At 61.5% G+C, this 16,712-nt stretch carries 16 protein-coding genes; 11 read left to right on the top strand and 5 right to left on the bottom strand.

Annotated elements, in window-relative coordinates; translation table 11 throughout:
* Positions 1-31 precede the first annotated feature (31 nt).
* The 8 genes from minC to ACLBW8_RS02330 all read left to right on the top strand — a co-directional run bounded on the left by minC (position 32) and on the right by ACLBW8_RS02330 (position 8,231).
* The gene (gene minC / locus ACLBW8_RS02365) at positions 32-769 is read left to right on the top strand and encodes a septum site-determining protein MinC (RefSeq protein WP_053257249.1); all 738 of its coding nucleotides are present in this window, start codon (positions 32-34) and stop codon (positions 767-769) included.
* Positions 770-969: 200 nt separating this feature from the next.
* A complete protein-coding gene (gene minD, locus ACLBW8_RS02360; RefSeq protein WP_057011745.1) occupies positions 970-1,782 on the top strand; it encodes a septum site-determining protein MinD in 813 nt (270 codons plus the stop codon).
* Positions 1,783-1,785: 3 nt separating this feature from the next.
* Entirely contained in the window at positions 1,786-2,040 is a 255-nt protein-coding gene (minE, locus tag ACLBW8_RS02355; RefSeq protein WP_003175252.1) for a cell division topological specificity factor MinE, read from the top strand.
* 96 nt (positions 2,041-2,136) lie between these two features.
* A complete protein-coding gene (locus ACLBW8_RS02350) occupies positions 2,137-2,772 on the top strand; it encodes an RluA family pseudouridine synthase (protein ID WP_003192838.1) in 636 nt (211 codons plus the stop codon).
* 171 nt (positions 2,773-2,943) lie between these two features.
* Complete coding sequence (locus ACLBW8_RS02345) at positions 2,944-4,233, top strand: M18 family aminopeptidase (RefSeq protein ID WP_447804472.1); 1,290 nt, start codon at positions 2,944-2,946, stop codon at positions 4,231-4,233.
* A gap of 228 nt (positions 4,234-4,461) precedes the next feature.
* Positions 4,462-4,629, top strand: coding sequence for a hypothetical protein (locus ACLBW8_RS02340; protein WP_162232027.1), 168 nt, complete (start codon positions 4,462-4,464; stop codon positions 4,627-4,629).
* A gap of 72 nt (positions 4,630-4,701) precedes the next feature.
* On the top strand, positions 4,702-6,867 hold the full coding sequence (locus ACLBW8_RS02335) for a mechanosensitive ion channel family protein (RefSeq protein WP_064453405.1): 2,166 nt from the start codon (positions 4,702-4,704) through the stop codon (positions 6,865-6,867).
* A 17-nt stretch (positions 6,868-6,884) separates the two neighbouring features.
* Positions 6,885-8,231, top strand: coding sequence for an amidohydrolase (locus tag ACLBW8_RS02330; protein ID WP_064453406.1), 1,347 nt, complete (start codon positions 6,885-6,887; stop codon positions 8,229-8,231).
* A 114-nt stretch (positions 8,232-8,345) separates the two neighbouring features.
* Here the strand turns inward: ACLBW8_RS02330 and ACLBW8_RS02325 are convergent, their stop codons facing one another.
* From ACLBW8_RS02325 to ACLBW8_RS02305, 5 genes are all read right to left on the bottom strand, one after another.
* Positions 8,346-8,570, bottom strand: coding sequence for an MbtH family protein (locus tag ACLBW8_RS02325; RefSeq protein ID WP_064453407.1), 225 nt, complete (start codon positions 8,568-8,570; stop codon positions 8,346-8,348).
* An 83-nt stretch (positions 8,571-8,653) separates the two neighbouring features.
* Positions 8,654-10,066: an aspartate aminotransferase family protein gene (locus ACLBW8_RS02320; protein ID WP_064453408.1), complete on the bottom strand. Its 1,413-nt coding sequence runs from the start codon at positions 10,064-10,066 to the stop codon at positions 8,654-8,656.
* A gap of 196 nt (positions 10,067-10,262) precedes the next feature.
* Positions 10,263-11,030, bottom strand: coding sequence for an N-acetylmuramoyl-L-alanine amidase (locus tag ACLBW8_RS02315; RefSeq protein ID WP_447804471.1), 768 nt, complete (start codon positions 11,028-11,030; stop codon positions 10,263-10,265).
* Between the two features lie 124 nt (positions 11,031-11,154).
* Positions 11,155-12,474, bottom strand: a complete 1,320-nt coding sequence (locus ACLBW8_RS02310) for an ATP-binding protein (protein ID WP_447804470.1) — start codon at positions 12,472-12,474, stop codon at positions 11,155-11,157.
* Positions 12,474-13,169 carry a response regulator gene (locus ACLBW8_RS02305; RefSeq protein ID WP_447804469.1) on the bottom strand — a complete coding sequence of 232 codons (696 nt, stop codon included), beginning with the start codon at positions 13,167-13,169 and terminating at the stop codon, positions 12,474-12,476. The genes ACLBW8_RS02310 and ACLBW8_RS02305 overlap by 1 nt, the downstream gene beginning before the upstream one ends.
* A 176-nt stretch (positions 13,170-13,345) precedes the next feature.
* Between ACLBW8_RS02305 and dsbD the strand changes: the two genes are divergently transcribed.
* From dsbD to dsbG, 3 genes are read left to right on the top strand one after another with little or no spacing between them, the layout of a single operon-like run.
* Entirely contained in the window at positions 13,346-15,091 is a 1,746-nt protein-coding gene (gene dsbD, locus ACLBW8_RS02300) for a protein-disulfide reductase DsbD (RefSeq protein WP_447804468.1), read from the top strand.
* Positions 15,091-15,942, top strand: a complete 852-nt coding sequence (locus ACLBW8_RS02295) for a prolipoprotein diacylglyceryl transferase family protein (RefSeq protein WP_447804467.1) — start codon at positions 15,091-15,093, stop codon at positions 15,940-15,942. Before dsbD ends, ACLBW8_RS02295 begins: the two co-directional genes overlap by 1 nt.
* Positions 15,918-16,679, top strand: a complete 762-nt coding sequence (gene dsbG, locus ACLBW8_RS02290; protein WP_447804466.1) for a thiol:disulfide interchange protein DsbG — start codon at positions 15,918-15,920, stop codon at positions 16,677-16,679. The genes ACLBW8_RS02295 and dsbG overlap by 25 nt, the downstream gene beginning before the upstream one ends.
* Positions 16,680-16,712: the final 33 nt, after the last annotated feature.

Here is a 16,712-nt window from a genome sequence, read left to right as displayed (position 1 = left end):
CACTTTTCGTGACAAGCCGCTTTTGCCGACCATGAGCCAAACCGAACCGCTAGACCAAGATCCCGTGTTCCAGCTGAAAGGCAGCATGCTCGCCATCACCGTGCTGGAGCTGGCCCGCAATGACCTCGACGCCCTGGACCGCCAACTGGCCGCCAAGGTCGCCCTGGCGCCGAATTTTTTCAACAATGCCCCACTGGTGCTGGCCCTGGACAAACTCCCGGCCGGCCAAGGCGCGATTGATTTGCCCGGCCTGATGCGCGTGTGCCGCTCCCATGGCTTGCGTACCCTGGCAATTCGCGCCAGCCGTATCGAAGACATTGCCGCGGCCATCGCCATTGAACTGCCAGTACTGCCACCGTCCGGTGCCCGCGAGCGTCCGCTCGACCCGACGGAAGGTGAAGTGAAGAAAAAACCGGAAAAACCGCCGGAACCCACGGTCAAGCCTACAAAGATCATCACCTCCCCCGTACGCGGCGGGCAGCAAATTTACGCCCAGGGCGGCGACCTCGTGGTGATCGCTCCGGTCAGCCCGGGGGCGGAACTTCTGGCCGATGGCAACATCCATGTATACGGCCCGATGCGCGGACGTGCCCTCGCCGGCATCAAGGGCGATACCAAAGCGCGTATTTTTTGCCAGCAGTTGACCGCTGAGCTAGTGTCGATCGCAGGCCAGTACAAGGTTTCAGAAGATTTGCGCCGTGATCCGCTGTGGGGGGCCGGGGTACAAGTCAGCCTGTCGGGCGATGTGTTGAACATCATCCGTCTTTAACGGATACTGCCGCATTTTCCAAGCATCTCTAGACTCTGATAGCACAGCGAAACCGGCAAGACTTACGTAGGAATAATTAGAAGTTGGCTTTCCTTTTCGGGAACCACATCTTTTTCCTACAAAGGCTGTCCGCCTGCAGCGAGTTCCAAGAGATGTTTTTCAGGGACCGAAAAGTCCTTTTTCCTTAGGGGTGAAACACCTTGGCCAAGATTCTCGTGGTTACATCCGGCAAGGGTGGTGTGGGTAAGACCACCACCAGCGCCGCTATCGGTACCGGCCTCGCTCTGCGCGGCCACAAGACAGTCATCGTCGACTTCGACGTCGGTTTGCGTAACCTCGACCTGATCATGGGCTGCGAACGCCGCGTGGTGTACGACTTCGTCAACGTAGTGAACGGCGAAGCCAACCTGCAACAGGCCCTGATCAAGGACAAGCGCCTTGAGAACCTGTACGTGCTGGCCGCCAGCCAGACCCGTGACAAAGACGCGCTGACCAAAGAAGGCGTAGGCAAAGTTCTCGCCGAACTGAAAGAAACTTTCGAATACGTGGTGTGCGACTCCCCGGCCGGTATCGAAACCGGTGCTCACCTGGCGATGTACTTCGCCGATGAAGCCATCGTGGTGACCAACCCGGAAGTGTCCTCGGTACGTGACTCGGACCGCATGCTCGGCCTGCTGGCCAGCAAATCCAAGCGCGCCGAAGATGGCCAGGACCCGATCAAGGAACACCTGCTCCTCACCCGTTACAACCCGGAGCGCGTCAGCAACGGCGAAATGCTCGGCGTTGAAGACGTGAAGGAAATCCTCGCCGTGACCCTGCTGGGCGTGATCCCGGAATCCCAAGCCGTGCTGAAAGCTTCCAACCAGGGCGTGCCGGTGATTCTTGACGACCAGAGCGACGCCGGCCAGGCGTACAGCGATGCCGTAGATCGCTTGCTGGGCAAGACCGTGGAACATCGCTTCCTCGATGTAAAGAAGAAGGGATTCTTCGAGCGTATCTTTGGAGGCAACTAAACAATGAAATTTCTCGACTTCTTTCGCGCCAACAAAAAGCCAAGTACCGCGTCGGTAGCGAAAGAGCGTCTACAGATCATCGTGGCGCACGAACGCGGCCAACGCAGCACACCGGACTACCTGCCAGCCTTGCAAAAGGAACTGGTCGAGGTGATTCGCAAGTACGTCAATATCGGCAACGATGACGTGCACGTCGCCCTGGAAAACGACGGCAGCTGCTCGATTCTGGAACTCAATATCACCCTGCCTGATCGTTAATCGAAAAGGCGGCTGCCACGGCGGCTCGGTCACCTTGATCCCTTCGCGGGAACCGGGTGAGCGAGCCGCCGTTGGCGTTTGTTACGAGGCTGTTTAATGCCGCTGTCCAATATTCATATCCTGCATCAGGACGATGCTGTCCTGGTGGTGAACAAGCCGACCTTGCTGCTCTCGGTGCCCGGCCGCGCCGATGACAACAAGGACTGCCTGATCACCCGCCTGCAGGAAAACGGCTACCCCGAGGCCCGCATTGTCCATCGCCTGGACTGGGAAACTTCAGGGATCATCCTGCTCGCGCGGGACGCCGACACCCACCGCGAACTGTCCCGTCAGTTTCACGATCGCGAAACCGAAAAGGCCTACACCGCCTTGGCCTGGGGCCAGCCGGCACTGGACAGCGGCAGCATCGACCTGCCCCTGCGCTACGACCCGCCGACCAAACCACGCCATGTGGTCGACCATGAGTTCGGCAAGCATGCGCTGACCTTCTGGAAAGTACTGGAACGTTGCGGTGACTGGTGCCGCGTCGAGCTGACGCCGATTACCGGGCGTTCGCACCAGTTGCGTGTGCATATGCTGTCGATCGGCCACCCGCTGTTGGGTGATGGCTTGTACGCCCACGAACAAGCCCTGGCCGCCTGGCCGCGCCTGTGCCTGCATGCGAGCATGTTGAGCTTTACGCACCCGCAAAGCGGTGAGCGGCTGCGCTTTGAGTGCCCTGCCCCTTTCTGAGTTGGCAATGCATTAAAAATGTGGGAGGGGGCTTGCTCCCGATTAAGGTGTATCAGCCACTGAATAGTTCGCTGATACCCCGCTATCGGGAGCACCCCCCCTCCCACATTTGTAATGTGCACTTCTGGCCATCGAACGGTAAACTCCGCGCATTGCTGTCTGGAGCTATTTATGCGCGAAGCGTTGAATCAAGGCCTGATCGACTTCCTCAAGGCCTCCCCTACTCCTTTTCATGCCACTGCCGCCCTCGCCCAGCGCCTGGAAGCGGCTGGTTACCAGCGTCTCGACGAGCGCGAAACCTGGGCCACCGAGGCCAACGGTCGCTATTACGTGACCCGTAACGATTCCTCGATCATCGCGTTCAAGCTCGGCCGCCACTCGCCGCTGCAGGGCGGGATTCGCCTGGTCGGCGCCCACACCGACAGCCCGTGCCTGCGGGTCAAGCCCCAGCCGGAGCTGCAGCGCCAGGGTTTCTGGCAGTTGGGTGTGGAAGTCTACGGCGGTGCGCTGCTGGCCCCATGGTTCGACCGCGACCTGTCGCTGGCCGGCCGCGTGACCTTCCGCCGCGACGGCAAGGTCGAGAGCCAGCTGATCGACTTCAAGCAGCCCATCGCCATCATCCCCAACCTGGCCATTCACCTGAACCGTGAAGCCAACCAGGGTTGGGCGATCAACGCCCAGACCGAGCTGCCGCCGATCCTGGCGCAATTCGCCGGTGATGAACGCGTGGACTTCCGCGCCGTGCTCACCGAGCAACTGGCGCGCGAACACGGCCTGAACGCCGACGTGGTACTCGACTACGAGTTGAGCTTCTACGACACCCAAAGTGCTGCAGTGATTGGCCTCAATCGCGACTTCATCGCCGGCGCCCGCCTCGACAACCTGTTGTCGTGCTACGCCGGCCTGCAAGCCTTGCTCACCAGCGAAACCGATGAAACCTGTGTGCTGGTGTGCAACGACCACGAAGAAGTCGGCTCCTGCTCGGCCTGCGGTGCCGATGGTCCGATGCTGGAACAGACCCTGCGCCGCCTGTTGCCGGAAGGTGATGAATTCGTACGTACCATTCAGAAATCACTGTTGGTATCGGCGGACAATGCCCACGGTGTACATCCAAACTACGCCGAGAAACACGACGCCAACCATGGCCCGAAACTCAATGCGGGCCCGGTGATAAAGGTCAACAGCAACCAGCGCTACGCCACTAACAGCGAAACCGCCGGCTTCTTCCGCCACCTGTGCATGGCCCAGGAAGTCCCGGTGCAGAGTTTTGTGGTACGCAGCGACATGGGCTGCGGCTCGACCATCGGCCCGATCACCGCCAGCCATTTGGGCGTACGCACCGTGGACATCGGCCTGCCGACGTTTGCCATGCACTCCATCCGTGAACTGTGCGGCAGCCATGACCTGGCGCATTTGGTGAAGGTACTGGGTGCGTTCTACGCGAGCCGCGACCTGCCCTGAATTTGCAGGGCAACTCGGTCAAAAATGTGGGAGGGGGCTTGCCCCGATAGCAGTGGGTCAGTCAACATTTTAGTGACTGATAGACTGTCGTCGGGAGCAAGCCCCCTCCCACATTGGGTTTTGTGTACACCTGGCCTGCAAACTGACCTGCATCATCTGCACTTCTGATAATCCGACCTAGACTTGTCAGTATTCCCACTCTGACAAGGCCGTCGCCCCATGATCTCCATGTCCTCTTTCCACGCCATGCTTATCCCCATCCTGATCGGCATGATCCTGCTCGCGACCGGCTTCAACTTTCGCGACAAGCCCGTCGGCGTGTTTGGCATGTGGGTCGGTATGCTGCTGATCCTGGGAACCGTGGTTTACAAAATCCTCGCCAAACTGGCGGAATGACAAATGCACTCGCATTGGGCATAACGGCCTCGTACACTCGGTCAACTCGTCGTTTCCAAGGTTGACCGCCTCGTGCTTTCCCGTCTTCGTGCCCTGCCCTGCTGTTTCCTGATCGCCCTGCTGATGCTGCTGCCGCTCACGCCTGCCCAAGCCGTGGGCTTGCCCGGCTTGCTGGGCAGCACCAACAAGCCCCAACCCCAGGCCGATGTGCCGCTGGGACAGTCGCTGGACGAGGTCATCAAAACCCTGGAAAACGACCGGCAGCGCACCCAGTTGCTGAGCGATTTAAAGAAGCTGCGCGAAGCCACGCAAAAGGCCCAACCCGCCGCCGAACAAGGCGTTCTCGGGTTGATCGGCGGCACCCTGGCCGGCCTTGAGGCACAGTTTTCCGGTGCAGACAGCCCGCTGGGGCGCTGGTCCAACGAAGTTGACCTGGCCAAGGATGAACTCGGCGCGCTGATGATGCCGGCCAGTGAATGGCTGCCGATCATTTTCGGCTTTGCCGTGATCCTGGCGGTATGGAGCCTGCTGGCCGCCGCCCTGATCTGGCTCAGCCACCGCGTACGCGAGCGTTTCGGCTTGCCCGAGGAACTGCCGCAACACCCACGCACCTGGGACATGCTGCGCTTCGCCCTGCGCAAATTGGGGCCATGGCTGATTGCCCTGGTCATCACAGTTTACCTGAGCTATGTGCTGCCCTCGTCCCTGGGCAAATCCCTGGCGATGGTGCTGGCTTACGCATTGGTGGTCGGCACCTGTTTCTCGGCGATCTGCGTGATTGCCTTCTCCGTACTCGACGGCCCGCACCGCCACCGCGCGCTCTACATCCTGCGTCGCCAGGCCTTCCGCCCGCTGTGGCTGATCGGCAGCTTCGCCGCCTTCGGTGAAGCGCTGAGCGACCCGCGAATGATGCAGGCCCTGGGTCAGCACCTGGCCCATACGGCGGCGACCGTCGCCAATGTGATGGCGGCATTGTCCACCGGCGTATTTATCCTGCGTTTCCGCCGGCCGATCGCCCACCTGATCCGCAACCAACCGCTGTCCCGGCGCCTTACCCGCCGCGCCATCACCGACACGCTCTCGATTATCGGCAGCTTCTGGTATTTGCCGGCGCTGCTGCTGGTGGGCATCTCGCTGTTTGCCACCTTCCTGTCTGCCGGCGACACCAGCACCGCCCTGCGCCAATCGTTGTTATGCACGGTGTTGCTGGTGTTGTGCATGGTGATCAACGGGCTGGTGCGCCGTCATGCGCTCAAACCGCTACGCGGGCACAAGCGCCACGCGCTGTACTCCGAGCGCCTGAAAAGCTTCGTGTACACCCTGGCTCATTTGGTGGTGTGGCTGGCGTTTATCGAATTGGGCTTGCGCGTCTGGGGCCTTTCGCTGATTCGTTTTACCGAAGGCGATGGCCATGAAATCAGCGTCAAGCTGTTCGGCCTTGGCGGCACGCTGCTGTTTGCCTGGTTGATCTGGATCCTCAGCGACACCGCGATCCACCACGCCCTCACGCGCTCGCGCAAAGGCCTGGCCAACGCGCGCGCGCAGACCATGATGCCGCTGATTCGCAACGTGCTGTTCGTGACCATCTTTATCATCGCCGCCATCGTCGCCCTGGCGAACATGGGCATGAACGTCACCCCACTGCTGGCCGGTGCCGGTGTGATCGGCCTGGCCATCGGTTTTGGTGCGCAATCGCTGGTAGCGGACCTGATTACCGGCCTGTTCATCATCATCGAAGACTCCCTGGCCATCGATGACTACGTGGACGTTGGCGGCCACCTCGGTACCGTCGAGGGCCTGACCATCCGTACCGTGCGCCTGCGGGACATCGACGGCATCGTGCATACCATTCCGTTCAGCGAAATCAAGAGCATCAAGAACTACTCGCGGGAGTTCGGCTACGCGATCTTCCGGGTGGCGATCCCCTACAACATGGAAATCGACGACGCCATCAAGTTGATGCGCGACGTCGGCCAGAAAATGCGCAACGACCCACTGCAACGCCGCAACATCTGGTCGCCGCTGGAAATTCAGGGCGTGGAAAGCTTCGAGTCCGGCAGTGCGATCCTGCGCGCGCGCTTCAAAACCGCGCCGATCAAACAGTGGGAAGTGTCGCGGGCGTTCAACCTGTCGCTCAAGCGCCATCTGGATGAGGCCGGGTTGGATTTGGCCACGCCGCGCTTGAGTGTGCAGGTGGTGACCGCCGGCAGCGTGCAGGAGAAAGATCAACAACAATAAACTCAGGAGAGGTCTTTATGCGTTTGAATGGTCTGACACACCGATGGGTTTTAGGCGTGCTGTGCGGGGTCGCCAGCAGCGCGGTGATTGCCGCCAGCAGTGGCCAGGACAGCGCCCGCGAGGAAATCGCCACCCAGGCCAAGGCGCTGGAGCCGAGCCTGCTGGAAACCCGCCGCGATATCCACGCTCACCCCGAATTGGGCAATACCGAGACACGCACCGCCGAGCTGGTCGCCAAACAACTTCGCGACCTCGGCCTTGAGGTGAAAACCGGCGTGGCCCGCACCGGCGTCGTCGCCATCTTGAAGGGTGGCCTGCCCGGCCCCACCGTCGCCTTGCGCGCCGACATGGATGCGCTGCCGGTCAAGGAAGTCGCCGACCTGCCCTTCGCCTCGAAGGCCAAAGGCACCTATCTGGGCAAAGAGGTCGACGTCATGCACGCCTGTGGCCACGACGCCCACACCGCGATCCTGCTGAGCACAGCGAAAATTCTTACCGGCATGCGTGACCGCCTGCCCGGCACCGTGGTGTTTTATTTCCAGCCGGCCGAAGAAGGCCCGAGCGACTTTATCCCCGACGGCAAGAACACCTGGGGCGCGAAAATGATGGTGCAGGAAGGCGTGATGACGGCACCCAAGCCGGATGCCGTGTTCGGCCTGCATGTCTGGGCCGGCGTACCGGCCGGGCAGATCACTTACCGCCCGGGCCCGACCCTGGCCAGTTCCGATGACCTGCGCATCAAGATCCTCGGCAAACAGACCCACGCCGGCCGCCCGTGGGACGGCATCGACCCGATCACCGTTGGCGCGCAAACCATTGTCGGCCTGCAAACCGTGGTGAGCCGGCGTACCGACATCTCGTCGTTTCCGTCGGTGGTGAGCATTGGCACCATCAACGGCGGCACGCGCTACAACATCATCCCGGAGTCGGTCGACATGAGCGGCACCATTCGCTCCTACGATTACGGCATTCGCCAGAAGCTGCACGCGGATGTGCGCCAGACCGTGGAAAAAATCGCCGAGAGTGGCGGCGCCAAGGCCGAAGTCACCATCATCGAGAAGTACGACCCGACCATCAACAACCCGGCGCTGACCGAGAAAATGCTGCCAAGCCTGCGCTGGGCGGCCAAGGATGATGTGGTGCAAGGGCCGCTGGTTGGCGGTGCCGAAGACTTCTCGTTTTATGCCAAGCAAGCGCCAGGACTGTTTGTATTCCTGGGGGTGACCCCGAGGGATCAGGACATGAGCAAAGCCGCGCCGAACCATAATCCGGGCTTCTTTGTGGATGAGTCGGCGTTGGTGGTGGGAGTGCGGACACTGGCGTCGTTGGCGACGGATTATCTGTATACCAACACACCGCAATAGGGTTGTTCTGTGGGAGCGGGCTTGCCCGCGAATACGGTCTGCCAGTCACTGAATGGGCTGGCTGATACACCGCATTCGCGAGCAAGCCCGCTCCCACATTGGATTTGCGGTGTGTCAGCTGGCCAGCGCAGCAGCGTCCATCTTCTGACGCAGGCTCAGGGGGCGCATATCGGTCCAGACTTCTTCGATGTAAGCCAGGCACTCTTTCTTCATGCCGCTCTTGCCCACGGTGCGCCAGCCTTCCGGTACGACCTTGTAGTCGGGCCAGATGGAATACTGTTCTTCGTGGTTGACCACTACCTGAAACAGGATGTCGTCGCGGTCAAATACTGAGGTCATTGCTGTTCTCCATCGCTAAAAAGGCTGGCTGCGCACCACGCGCAGCGCTGATATCTGTAGAAACGTACCAAGCTTGCGAAAAATTAGAGGCTGGCGACCGCTGCCGCCAAAGCACGACCGAAGATCTCGGCAACCCGGTCGACTTCGACGGCCGTAATCACCAACGGTGGCAGGAACCGCACCACGCAGCCATGCCGACCGCCCAACTCCAGTATCAGGCCACGCTTGAGGCATTCACGCTGAACCAGCGGTGCCAGTTGGCGATGCACCGGCGGGTGTCCCTGAATATCCAGGGTGCCGTTCGGGTCCACCAGCTCCACGCCCAGCATCAACCCACGACCACGAATATCCCCCAGATACGCGAAGTCTCGCTGCAGGATGCGCAGGTGTTCGCCAAGGCGCTCGCCCATGGCGGCTGCATGACCGGCCAGGTCGTGCTCCTTGAGGTAGCGCATCACCGCCGAACCCGCCGCCATTGCCATCTGGTTGCCACGGAAAGTCCCGGCATGCGCGCCCGGCAGCCAGGTGTCGAGCCAGTCGCGATACACCACTACCGCCAGCGGCAAGCTGCCGCCGATGGCTTTGGACATCACCACCACATCCGGGATGATGCCGGCATGTTCGAAGGCAAACATCTTGCCGGTGCGGCCGAAACCGCTCTGGATTTCATCAACGATCAACGCCACGCCCGCCTGCTCGGTGATGCGTCGCAAGCCACGTAGCCAATCAAGGTCGGCCGGAATCACCCCGCCCTCGCCCTGCACCACTTCGACAATCACCGCCGCCGGCAGCAACACCCCGCCTTCCGGGTCGTTCAACAGATTTTCCAGGTAATGCAGATTGACCCGCACTCCTTCCGCGCCGCCCAGGCCGAAGGGGCAGCGGTAGTCGTAGGGGAAAGGCAGAAATTGCACGCCATTGCCGAGCAAGGCGCCCAACGGTTTTTTCGGCCCCAGGCTGCCCATCAGGCTGAGTGCGCCCTGGCTCATGCCGTGGTAACCGCCCTGGAACGACAACACCGTGCTGCGACCGGTGGCCGTGCGCACCAGCTTCAGCGCGGCTTCCACCGCGTCGGTGCCGGTGGGGCCGCAGAACTGGATTTTCGCTTCCTGCGCAAGCGCTGCAGGCAACAGGCCGAACAGGTCTTGTACGAACTGGTCCTTGACTGGCGTCGTCAGGTCGAGGGTGTGCAGCGGGAGCTCGTCGCTGAGTACCTGCTGGATGGCTTCGATCACCACCGGGTGATTGTGGCCCAGCGCCAAGGTGCCTGCACCCGCCAGGCAGTCGATGAAACTGCGGCCTTCCACGTCTTCCACGTAGATCCCCTTGGCACGCTTGAGTGCCAAAGGAATACGCCGTGGGTAGCTGCGGGCGTTGGATTCCTGCTGGCGTTGGCGGGCCAACAGTGGGGTTTCTTCAAATTGGTAAAGCGTTTCCGCAGGTGCCGGGTTGGCATACACCGGGGCGTCTTCGATACGGCTGGTAGCGACTGACATCTCTCGATCCCTCAATACGCGGGTGGGGGTGACCAAACTGCCGATCCGTGGTGCGCACGGATTTCATGTTCTGGAGACGCACCAGCGGTGGGGGGATTTAGGCTTGTTATGGTTTTTGATTGGATTCGCGAGCAAGCCCGCTGCCACCCTTGGATCTCAGTGCATCAGGTCGATGGGCTGCTACGACCACTCGAGCTCACACCGCCCGATACCGCTCATTCAACGCATACAAAATCGCGCACGTCTCCCCATCCAGAACCCCAGCGTAATCCCGGCTCCGAAAGTGCATCTGAAACGCCCGCGTCCTTAACTCAAAGGCCCTGCGATTCTGAGCCGGTTTATAGCCATATCGCTGAAACGCCCGCTCTATCTCAACCTCTGGCGGCAGTCCCAAAGAAAATCGCCGCTGATACATCACCCGCGTCGACTCATCAAACCAGGCCCCGATACCGGCCTCGAACAAACACCGCCAAGGTAGTCGAGGCCCTGGATCACTCTTGCGCCAATACGCCACATCCGAATGCCCAAGAATGTCAGTCGGGCCAATCTGCGGGTATCGCGCGAGTAGGTCGCGCACCAACGCAATCAACACCTCAACCTGCTCATCACCGTAAGCAGGAAAGGTCAATACGCCCCCATCATCGCGCGCCAAATTGACTATCTCGATGCCAATGGAGCGGCTATTGAGGTTATCGCGCCCACCCCAATGGCTCACCCCGGCATGCCAGGCGCGCTGGTCCTCGTGTACCAAGCGAAACGCGCGTAACTCTTCGTATCCGAGTGCCTGGTAGCCACTGTCATCGGGGTCCGGCACCAGATAATGAGCACTGACGCCATCCTGGGTGAGGGTACGCAGGGACGAGGCAAAGGGCGCCGCCGTGTAATGCAGGACCACTTGCCGCACGGTTTCACCGTCGCGTTGATTGAAATCCATGGCGGGGAAACTGCTGTCGATCACCAACATAAGAACCGTCCTTTTCAGTACAGGCCGAGTCATTCAGCCCGTTCAAGCGCAAAAAATTACCGCCATCCTGAACGTATGAAATCCAGGAGGGCGGTAACTATTTTTGCCACTTGAAAAAAAGTGATCAGCGCCGTAATGGCATGCCCAGGTCGACCCGCAGACCATCCGGCTGGCTGTCGAACTTCAAGGAGCAAGAGCAGCGTTGCACGATCGCCTGAACGATCGCCAATCCCAGGCCGCAGCCCTCGCTGCTGCCATTGCGCCAGAAGCGTTGGGTCAGGTATTGCAGGTCTTCGCTGGAGATTTGCTTGCCGTGGTCACGCACGCGGAACACTACCGTGTCGGCCGTGGTGAACACATTCAACTCCACACGGGTATCGTCCGGGGTATGGCGCAAAGCGTTGTCCAACAGATTGCGCAGGGCTGCGACGGCCAAGGCCACCGGCATTTCCACCGGGGTTTGCGTGAGGTTCTCCGCCAGGACCAGATCGATGCGCCGATTGTCGCCGGCATTCGCATCCTGGATCGCCAGCCGCGCGACTTGTTCAGCACTCGATTGCAGGCCGTCGTCGAACGACAGGCTGCCCTCCACCCTCGCCAACAGCAGCAATTGCTCCAACGTACGATGCAAGCGGTCGGCGCCTTCTTCGGCATGGGCCAGGGACTGGTCGCGCGCCGCGCCTTCGGTCATGCGCGCCACTTGCAGGTGGGTCTTGATCGCCGTCAGCGGGCTGCGCAGTTCGTGGGCGGCGTCGCCGGTGAGGCGGCGCTCACGCTCGATGGTCTTGGCGATGCGTTGCAACAGTTGGTTCTGGGTATCGAGCAGTGGTTTCAACTCGCTGGGTAACGGGTGAATCTGCAGCGGTTCGAGGGAATCAGCACTGCGGCGCATCAACGCATCGCGCATGCGGTTGAGCGGCAACAGGCTTTGGCCGATGCCCAGCCACAGCAGGCACAGGCAGCACAGCAGCGCCACACCCACCGGCACCGAAGCGGCCAGCAATATCGACAGGTTCAACGCCTCGCGCTCCACCTGGCGGTCGGCGGTGGTGATCAGCAAGTCGCCACGGGACAGGGTGAAACTGCGCCAGCTTACGCCGTCGATCACCTGATCGCGAAAGCCACTCTTGCGCGACTCAAGGCCTTCATCCGGGGTCATGTGACTGCGTGCGAGGATTTCCCCACGCAGGGAGCTGACCTGGCAGGCCATGCCGCCCGGCACGTTCAGTTGCTCGGTGCGCAAATGCGTACCCGCGCTCACACTGGCCAGGCCCGGCATCTGCTCGGTCAGCCCCGCCACCATACGCGCCGACGCCACCAGGCGCTGGTCGAGGGAAAACATCATCTGGTTGCGCAGATCGTTGAGCATCCAGGCCGCCGCCAGTACCCAGATCAGCACAAAAGCAGCGCCCAGCTTGAACGTCAGGCGCAGGCGCAGGCTCATCACGAAGCGTTGTCTCCTTCGTCAGCAACACCACCATCCGCCGTACCCAGGCGATAACCGAGGCCGCGCACGGTCTCGACGATGCCGTTGCCCAATTTGCGTCGCAGGTGGTGGATGTGCACGTTGAGGGCGTTACTTTCCAGTTCGTCGTTGAAGCCGTAGACACTGTCCTTGAGCTGCTCGCTGGACAGCACCCGGCCTTTGTTATGCAGCAGGGCCTGCAACAGCGCTTGCTCGCGACGGGAGAGGTCTACCGGCTGGCCGGCCAGGAAGGTTTCGCGACTGCTGGGATCGTAGGCCAGATGACCGTGTTCGATCAGGTTGACCCGGCGTCCTGCTACTCGCCGCAGCAGGGTTTGCAGGCGTGCGGCCAGTTCGCGCAGGTCAAAGGGTTTGAGCAGGTAGTCGTCGGCACCGGCTTGCAGGCCATCGACACGGTTGGTCACCGAATCGCGCGCCGTGAGGATCAGCACCGGAATTTCCAGGCCGTGGCTGCGCTGTTGTTGCAGCAGCTTGAGGCCGTCTTCGTCGGGCAAGCCGAGGTCGAGCACCATGATGTCGAAGTTGGCCGCCTTGAGCATCGCGCGTGCGGCAGCGGCCGTGGCCACGCGCTCGACGGTAAAGCCCTGGGCACCGAGCCCGGCCACAATGCCGCTGGCGATCAGTTCGTCGTCTTCACAGACCAGTACGTGCATGGTTAACCCTTCATGAATGATGGGGGGATTAAAGGTCCAGCGGATTAAGTGCCGATTATGCCGTGAAAAGAGGCGCGCTCAGCGCTGCCCTTCACTTTAGAATAGCGCCCGGTTAATCATCGGTTAATCAACACCACACATTGTGTGCCTAACTTGCATCGAACTAAGGCTTGACCATGCGGTATCTGTTTACCTTTCTGCTGGTGTTGTTTGCAGGGTTCGCCCAGGCCGCGCCGGGCAATCCCTTCGAGACCAAACCCGATTTCCTCCCGGTGGGCAAGGCCTTCACCTTTACCTCCGAGCGCCTGGAAACCGGCGAGACCCAGCTGTATTGGCAGATTGCCGACGGTTATTACCTGTACCAGCAGCGCATGAAGTTCGACGGCCTGGCTGAAAAACCGGTATTGCCCCAGGGTGAAGCCCATAGCGATGAGTTTTTCGGCGAGCAGCAAGTGTATCGCCAAGGCCTGGAAGTGAAGATCCCCGCCGGTGCCACCGGCCAGGTCAAGCTCGGCTGGCAGGGTTGCGCCGATGCGGGCCTGTGCTACCCGCCGCAGTCGATTACCGTGGATCTGGGCGGCACCCCGGCCATAGCGGGCACTGCGCAAGTGCAGGCCCAAGGCCAAGCCCAGGATCAAAGTCTGGCCAGCGGCCTGCAACAGCGCAGCCTGGGTTGGAGCCTGCTGGTGTTCTTTGGCTTGGGCTTGCTGCTGGCGTTTGCCCCTTGTTCGTTGCCGATGTTGCCGATCCTCGCAGGGCTGGTGGTGGGCAGTGGCGCCAGCCCGCGTCGCGGTTTTGCCCTGGCCAGCAGCTACGTGGTGTGCATGGCCCTGGTGTATGCGGCGCTTGGCGTATTGGCCGCGCTGCTGGGCGGCAACCTCGCCGCACTGCTGCAAACACCCTGGATTCTCGGCAGTTTCGCCGCGCTGTTTGTGCTCCTCGCCCTGCCCATGTTTGGTTTCTTTGAACTGCAACTGCCAGCCTTTGTGCGTGATCGCCTGGACAATGTCAGCCGCCAGCAAAGCGGCGGCAGCCTGGTAGGTGCCGGCATTCTTGGGGCACTGTCCGGCCTGTTGGTGGGGCCGTGCATGACCGCGCCACTGGCCGGCGCCCTGCTGTATATCGCCCAGAGCGGCAATGCGCTGCACGGTGGTTTGATCCTGTTCGCCATGGGCATCGGCATCGGTATTCCACTGTTGTTGCTGGTCACCGTGGGCAACCGCTTCCTGCCTAAACCGGGCAGTTGGATGGACGTGCTCAAAGGCGTTTTCGGCTTCCTGTTCCTCGGCACTGCGGTGCTGATGATTCGCCCGGTGGTCGGCGAAAGCCTGTGGATTGGCCTGTGGGGCGCATTGGCGCTGGTGATGGCTTACTGCGGCTGGACACTGGCCCGCGAGTACGGCCTGGCGGCCAAAGTGTTCGGCGCCGGTTCCCTGGTGCTGGGCCTGTGGGGCGCAGTGCTGATGGTGGGCGCGGCCGGTGGCAGTGACGACCTGTGGCAACCGTTGAAGGTCTACAGCGGATCAACAGTGGCGGCTGCGCCGAGCGCCCACGACGCCTTCATGACCATCAGCGACCCGACTGTGCTGCAAAGCCAACTCGACAGCGCCAAAGCCCAGGGCCAATGGGTGCTGGTGGACTACTACGCCGACTGGTGCGTGTCGTGCAAGATCATGGAAAAACAAGTGTTCGGCAAACCCGAAGTGATGGCCGCGCTGAAAGACGTGCGCCTGCTGCGCCTGGACGTCACCGCCGACAACGCCGCCAGCCGCGAACTGCTCGGCCGCTACAAGGTGCCAGGGCCACCGAGCTTCGTGTGGATCGGCCCGGACGGTGAAGAACGCCGCGCACAACGCATCACCGGCGAAGTGGATGCCGCCGCCTTCCTGCAACGCTGGACGCAAACCCGAGACGCACGCTGATGCTGACCCTGACCATCGGCACCTTCGCCATCGCCCTGAATCACATCCTGCTGATCAGCGCGCTGATTCTTGCCACGCTGGTGGGCTGGCGCGTGGCCAAGCGTGGCGGTGAAAACCCGGAATCGGTGCTGTTCAGTCTGTTTCTGCTGGGCATGCTGGTCGCCCGCGTCAGTTTTGTACTGATGTATTGGAGCGATTACAGCCGCGACCCATTGCAGATGGTTGACCTGCGCGACGGCGGTTTTCTCGCCTGGCCCGGCGTGATCGCGCTGGTGCTGGGTACCCTGTTGTACGGCTGGCGCCGCCCGGCCTTGCGCAAACCGTTAAGCGCCGGTGTGATCACCGGGCTGGTGTTCTGGGGCCTGACCAGCGTGTCCCTGAGCCTTTACGACAAGGGCGCACAACTGCCGGATATCACCCTGCGCAATGCCAATGGCGACGTGGTGCAACTGGCCGATTACAAAGGCGGCCCACTGGTGATCAACCTCTGGGCCACCTGGTGCCCACCGTGCCGCCGGGAAATGCCGGTGCTGGAGCGCGCGCAGCATCAACGGCCGGACGTGACCTTCCTGTTCGTCAACCAGGCCGAAAGCATGCAAAGCGTCAGCACCTTCCTCGCCACCCAAGGCCTGACCCTCGACAACGTGCTGTTTGACGCCAGCGGCCGGCTCGGCCAGGCCGTGGGCAGCATGGCGTTGCCGACCACCCTGTTCTACCAAGCCGATGGGCGCCTGATCAACAGCCACTTGGGCGAATTGTCCCAGGCCAGCCTGGCCCGCGCCATGGAACCCTTCGACACTGCCCCTGCCGCCACAAGGAAACCGACATGCCTCGACTCCGCCACCTGCTGACCCTGCTGCCGCTGACGCTCGCGGCCACCCTGGCCCAGGCCGAAGACTGGCCTGCACCGATCAAGCAGATTGAAGCCAAGGGCGCCAAGATCCTCGGCAAGTTCGACGCTCCCAGCGGCCTCACCGGCTACGCCGCGCAGTACCAGAACCGCGGCATGGCCCTGTACCTGACTGCCGACGGCAAAAGCGTGATCGCCGGCAACCTGTACGACGCCGAAGGCAAAGACCTGAGCAGCGCGCCCCTGGAAAAACTGGTGTACGCGCCGATGGCCAAGGAAGTCTGGGGCAAAATGGAAAACAGCAGCTGGATTCAGGACGGCGATAAAAACGCGCCACGTATCGTCTACCTGTTCAGCGACCCCAACTGCCCGTACTGCAACATGTTCTGGGAACAGGCACGACCGTGGGTAAAAGCCGGCAAGGTACAGTTGCGCCACATCATGGTCGGTATTATCCGCGAAGACAGCCCAGGCAAGTCGGCCGCCCTGTTCGCCGCCAAAGACCCGCAGAAAGCCCTGGAAGAACATGAAGCCGCCGGCAAAGGCAGCAAATTGCAGGCGCTGGACAAGATTCCGGCGCCTATCGAAGCCAAGCTCGACGCCAACATGAAGTTGATGGAGGAGCTGGAATTGTCGGCTACACCGGCGATTTTCTACCTGGATGACAAGGGCGGCTTGCAGCAACAGCAGGGTGCGCCGTCGCCGGAGAAGCTGGCCAAAATCCTTGGGCCCAAGTAAGCCGCGCCTGGGCTGACGCCTTCGCGAGCAAGC

The organism is Pseudomonas sp. M5A4_2d, from assembly GCF_053345295.1.
Note: the sequence above shows the minus strand (reverse complement) of the source record. Positions and strands in the feature narration are given on the sequence as shown.

Bases quoted from the DNA above. Each gene is read 5' to 3' on its own strand.
- minC (WP_053257249.1), top strand. From the start codon at position 32: ATGAGCCAAACCGAACCGCTAGACCAAGATCCCGTGTTCCAGCTGAAA.
- minE (WP_003175252.1), top strand. From the start codon at position 1,786: ATGAAATTTCTCGACTTCTTTCGCGCCAACAAAAAGCCAAGTACCGCG.
- ACLBW8_RS02350 (WP_003192838.1), top strand. From the start codon at position 2,137: ATGCCGCTGTCCAATATTCATATCCTGCATCAGGACGATGCTGTCCTG.
- ACLBW8_RS02345 (WP_447804472.1), top strand. From the start codon at position 2,944: ATGCGCGAAGCGTTGAATCAAGGCCTGATCGACTTCCTCAAGGCCTCC.
- ACLBW8_RS02340 (WP_162232027.1), top strand. From the start codon at position 4,462: ATGTCCTCTTTCCACGCCATGCTTATCCCCATCCTGATCGGCATGATC.
- ACLBW8_RS02330 (WP_064453406.1), top strand. From the start codon at position 6,885: ATGCGTTTGAATGGTCTGACACACCGATGGGTTTTAGGCGTGCTGTGC.
- ACLBW8_RS02325 (WP_064453407.1), bottom strand. From the start codon at position 8,570: ATGACCTCAGTATTTGACCGCGACGACATCCTGTTTCAGGTAGTGGTC.
- ACLBW8_RS02320 (WP_064453408.1), bottom strand. From the start codon at position 10,066: ATGTCAGTCGCTACCAGCCGTATCGAAGACGCCCCGGTGTATGCCAAC.
- ACLBW8_RS02315 (WP_447804471.1), bottom strand. From the start codon at position 11,030: ATGTTGGTGATCGACAGCAGTTTCCCCGCCATGGATTTCAATCAACGC.
- ACLBW8_RS02310 (WP_447804470.1), bottom strand. From the start codon at position 12,474: ATGAGCCTGCGCCTGCGCCTGACGTTCAAGCTGGGCGCTGCTTTTGTG.
- ACLBW8_RS02305 (WP_447804469.1), bottom strand. From the start codon at position 13,169: ATGCACGTACTGGTCTGTGAAGACGACGAACTGATCGCCAGCGGCATT.
- dsbD (WP_447804468.1), top strand. From the start codon at position 13,346: ATGCGGTATCTGTTTACCTTTCTGCTGGTGTTGTTTGCAGGGTTCGCC.
- ACLBW8_RS02295 (WP_447804467.1), top strand. From the start codon at position 15,091: ATGCTGACCCTGACCATCGGCACCTTCGCCATCGCCCTGAATCACATC.
- dsbG (WP_447804466.1), top strand. From the start codon at position 15,918: ATGCCTCGACTCCGCCACCTGCTGACCCTGCTGCCGCTGACGCTCGCG.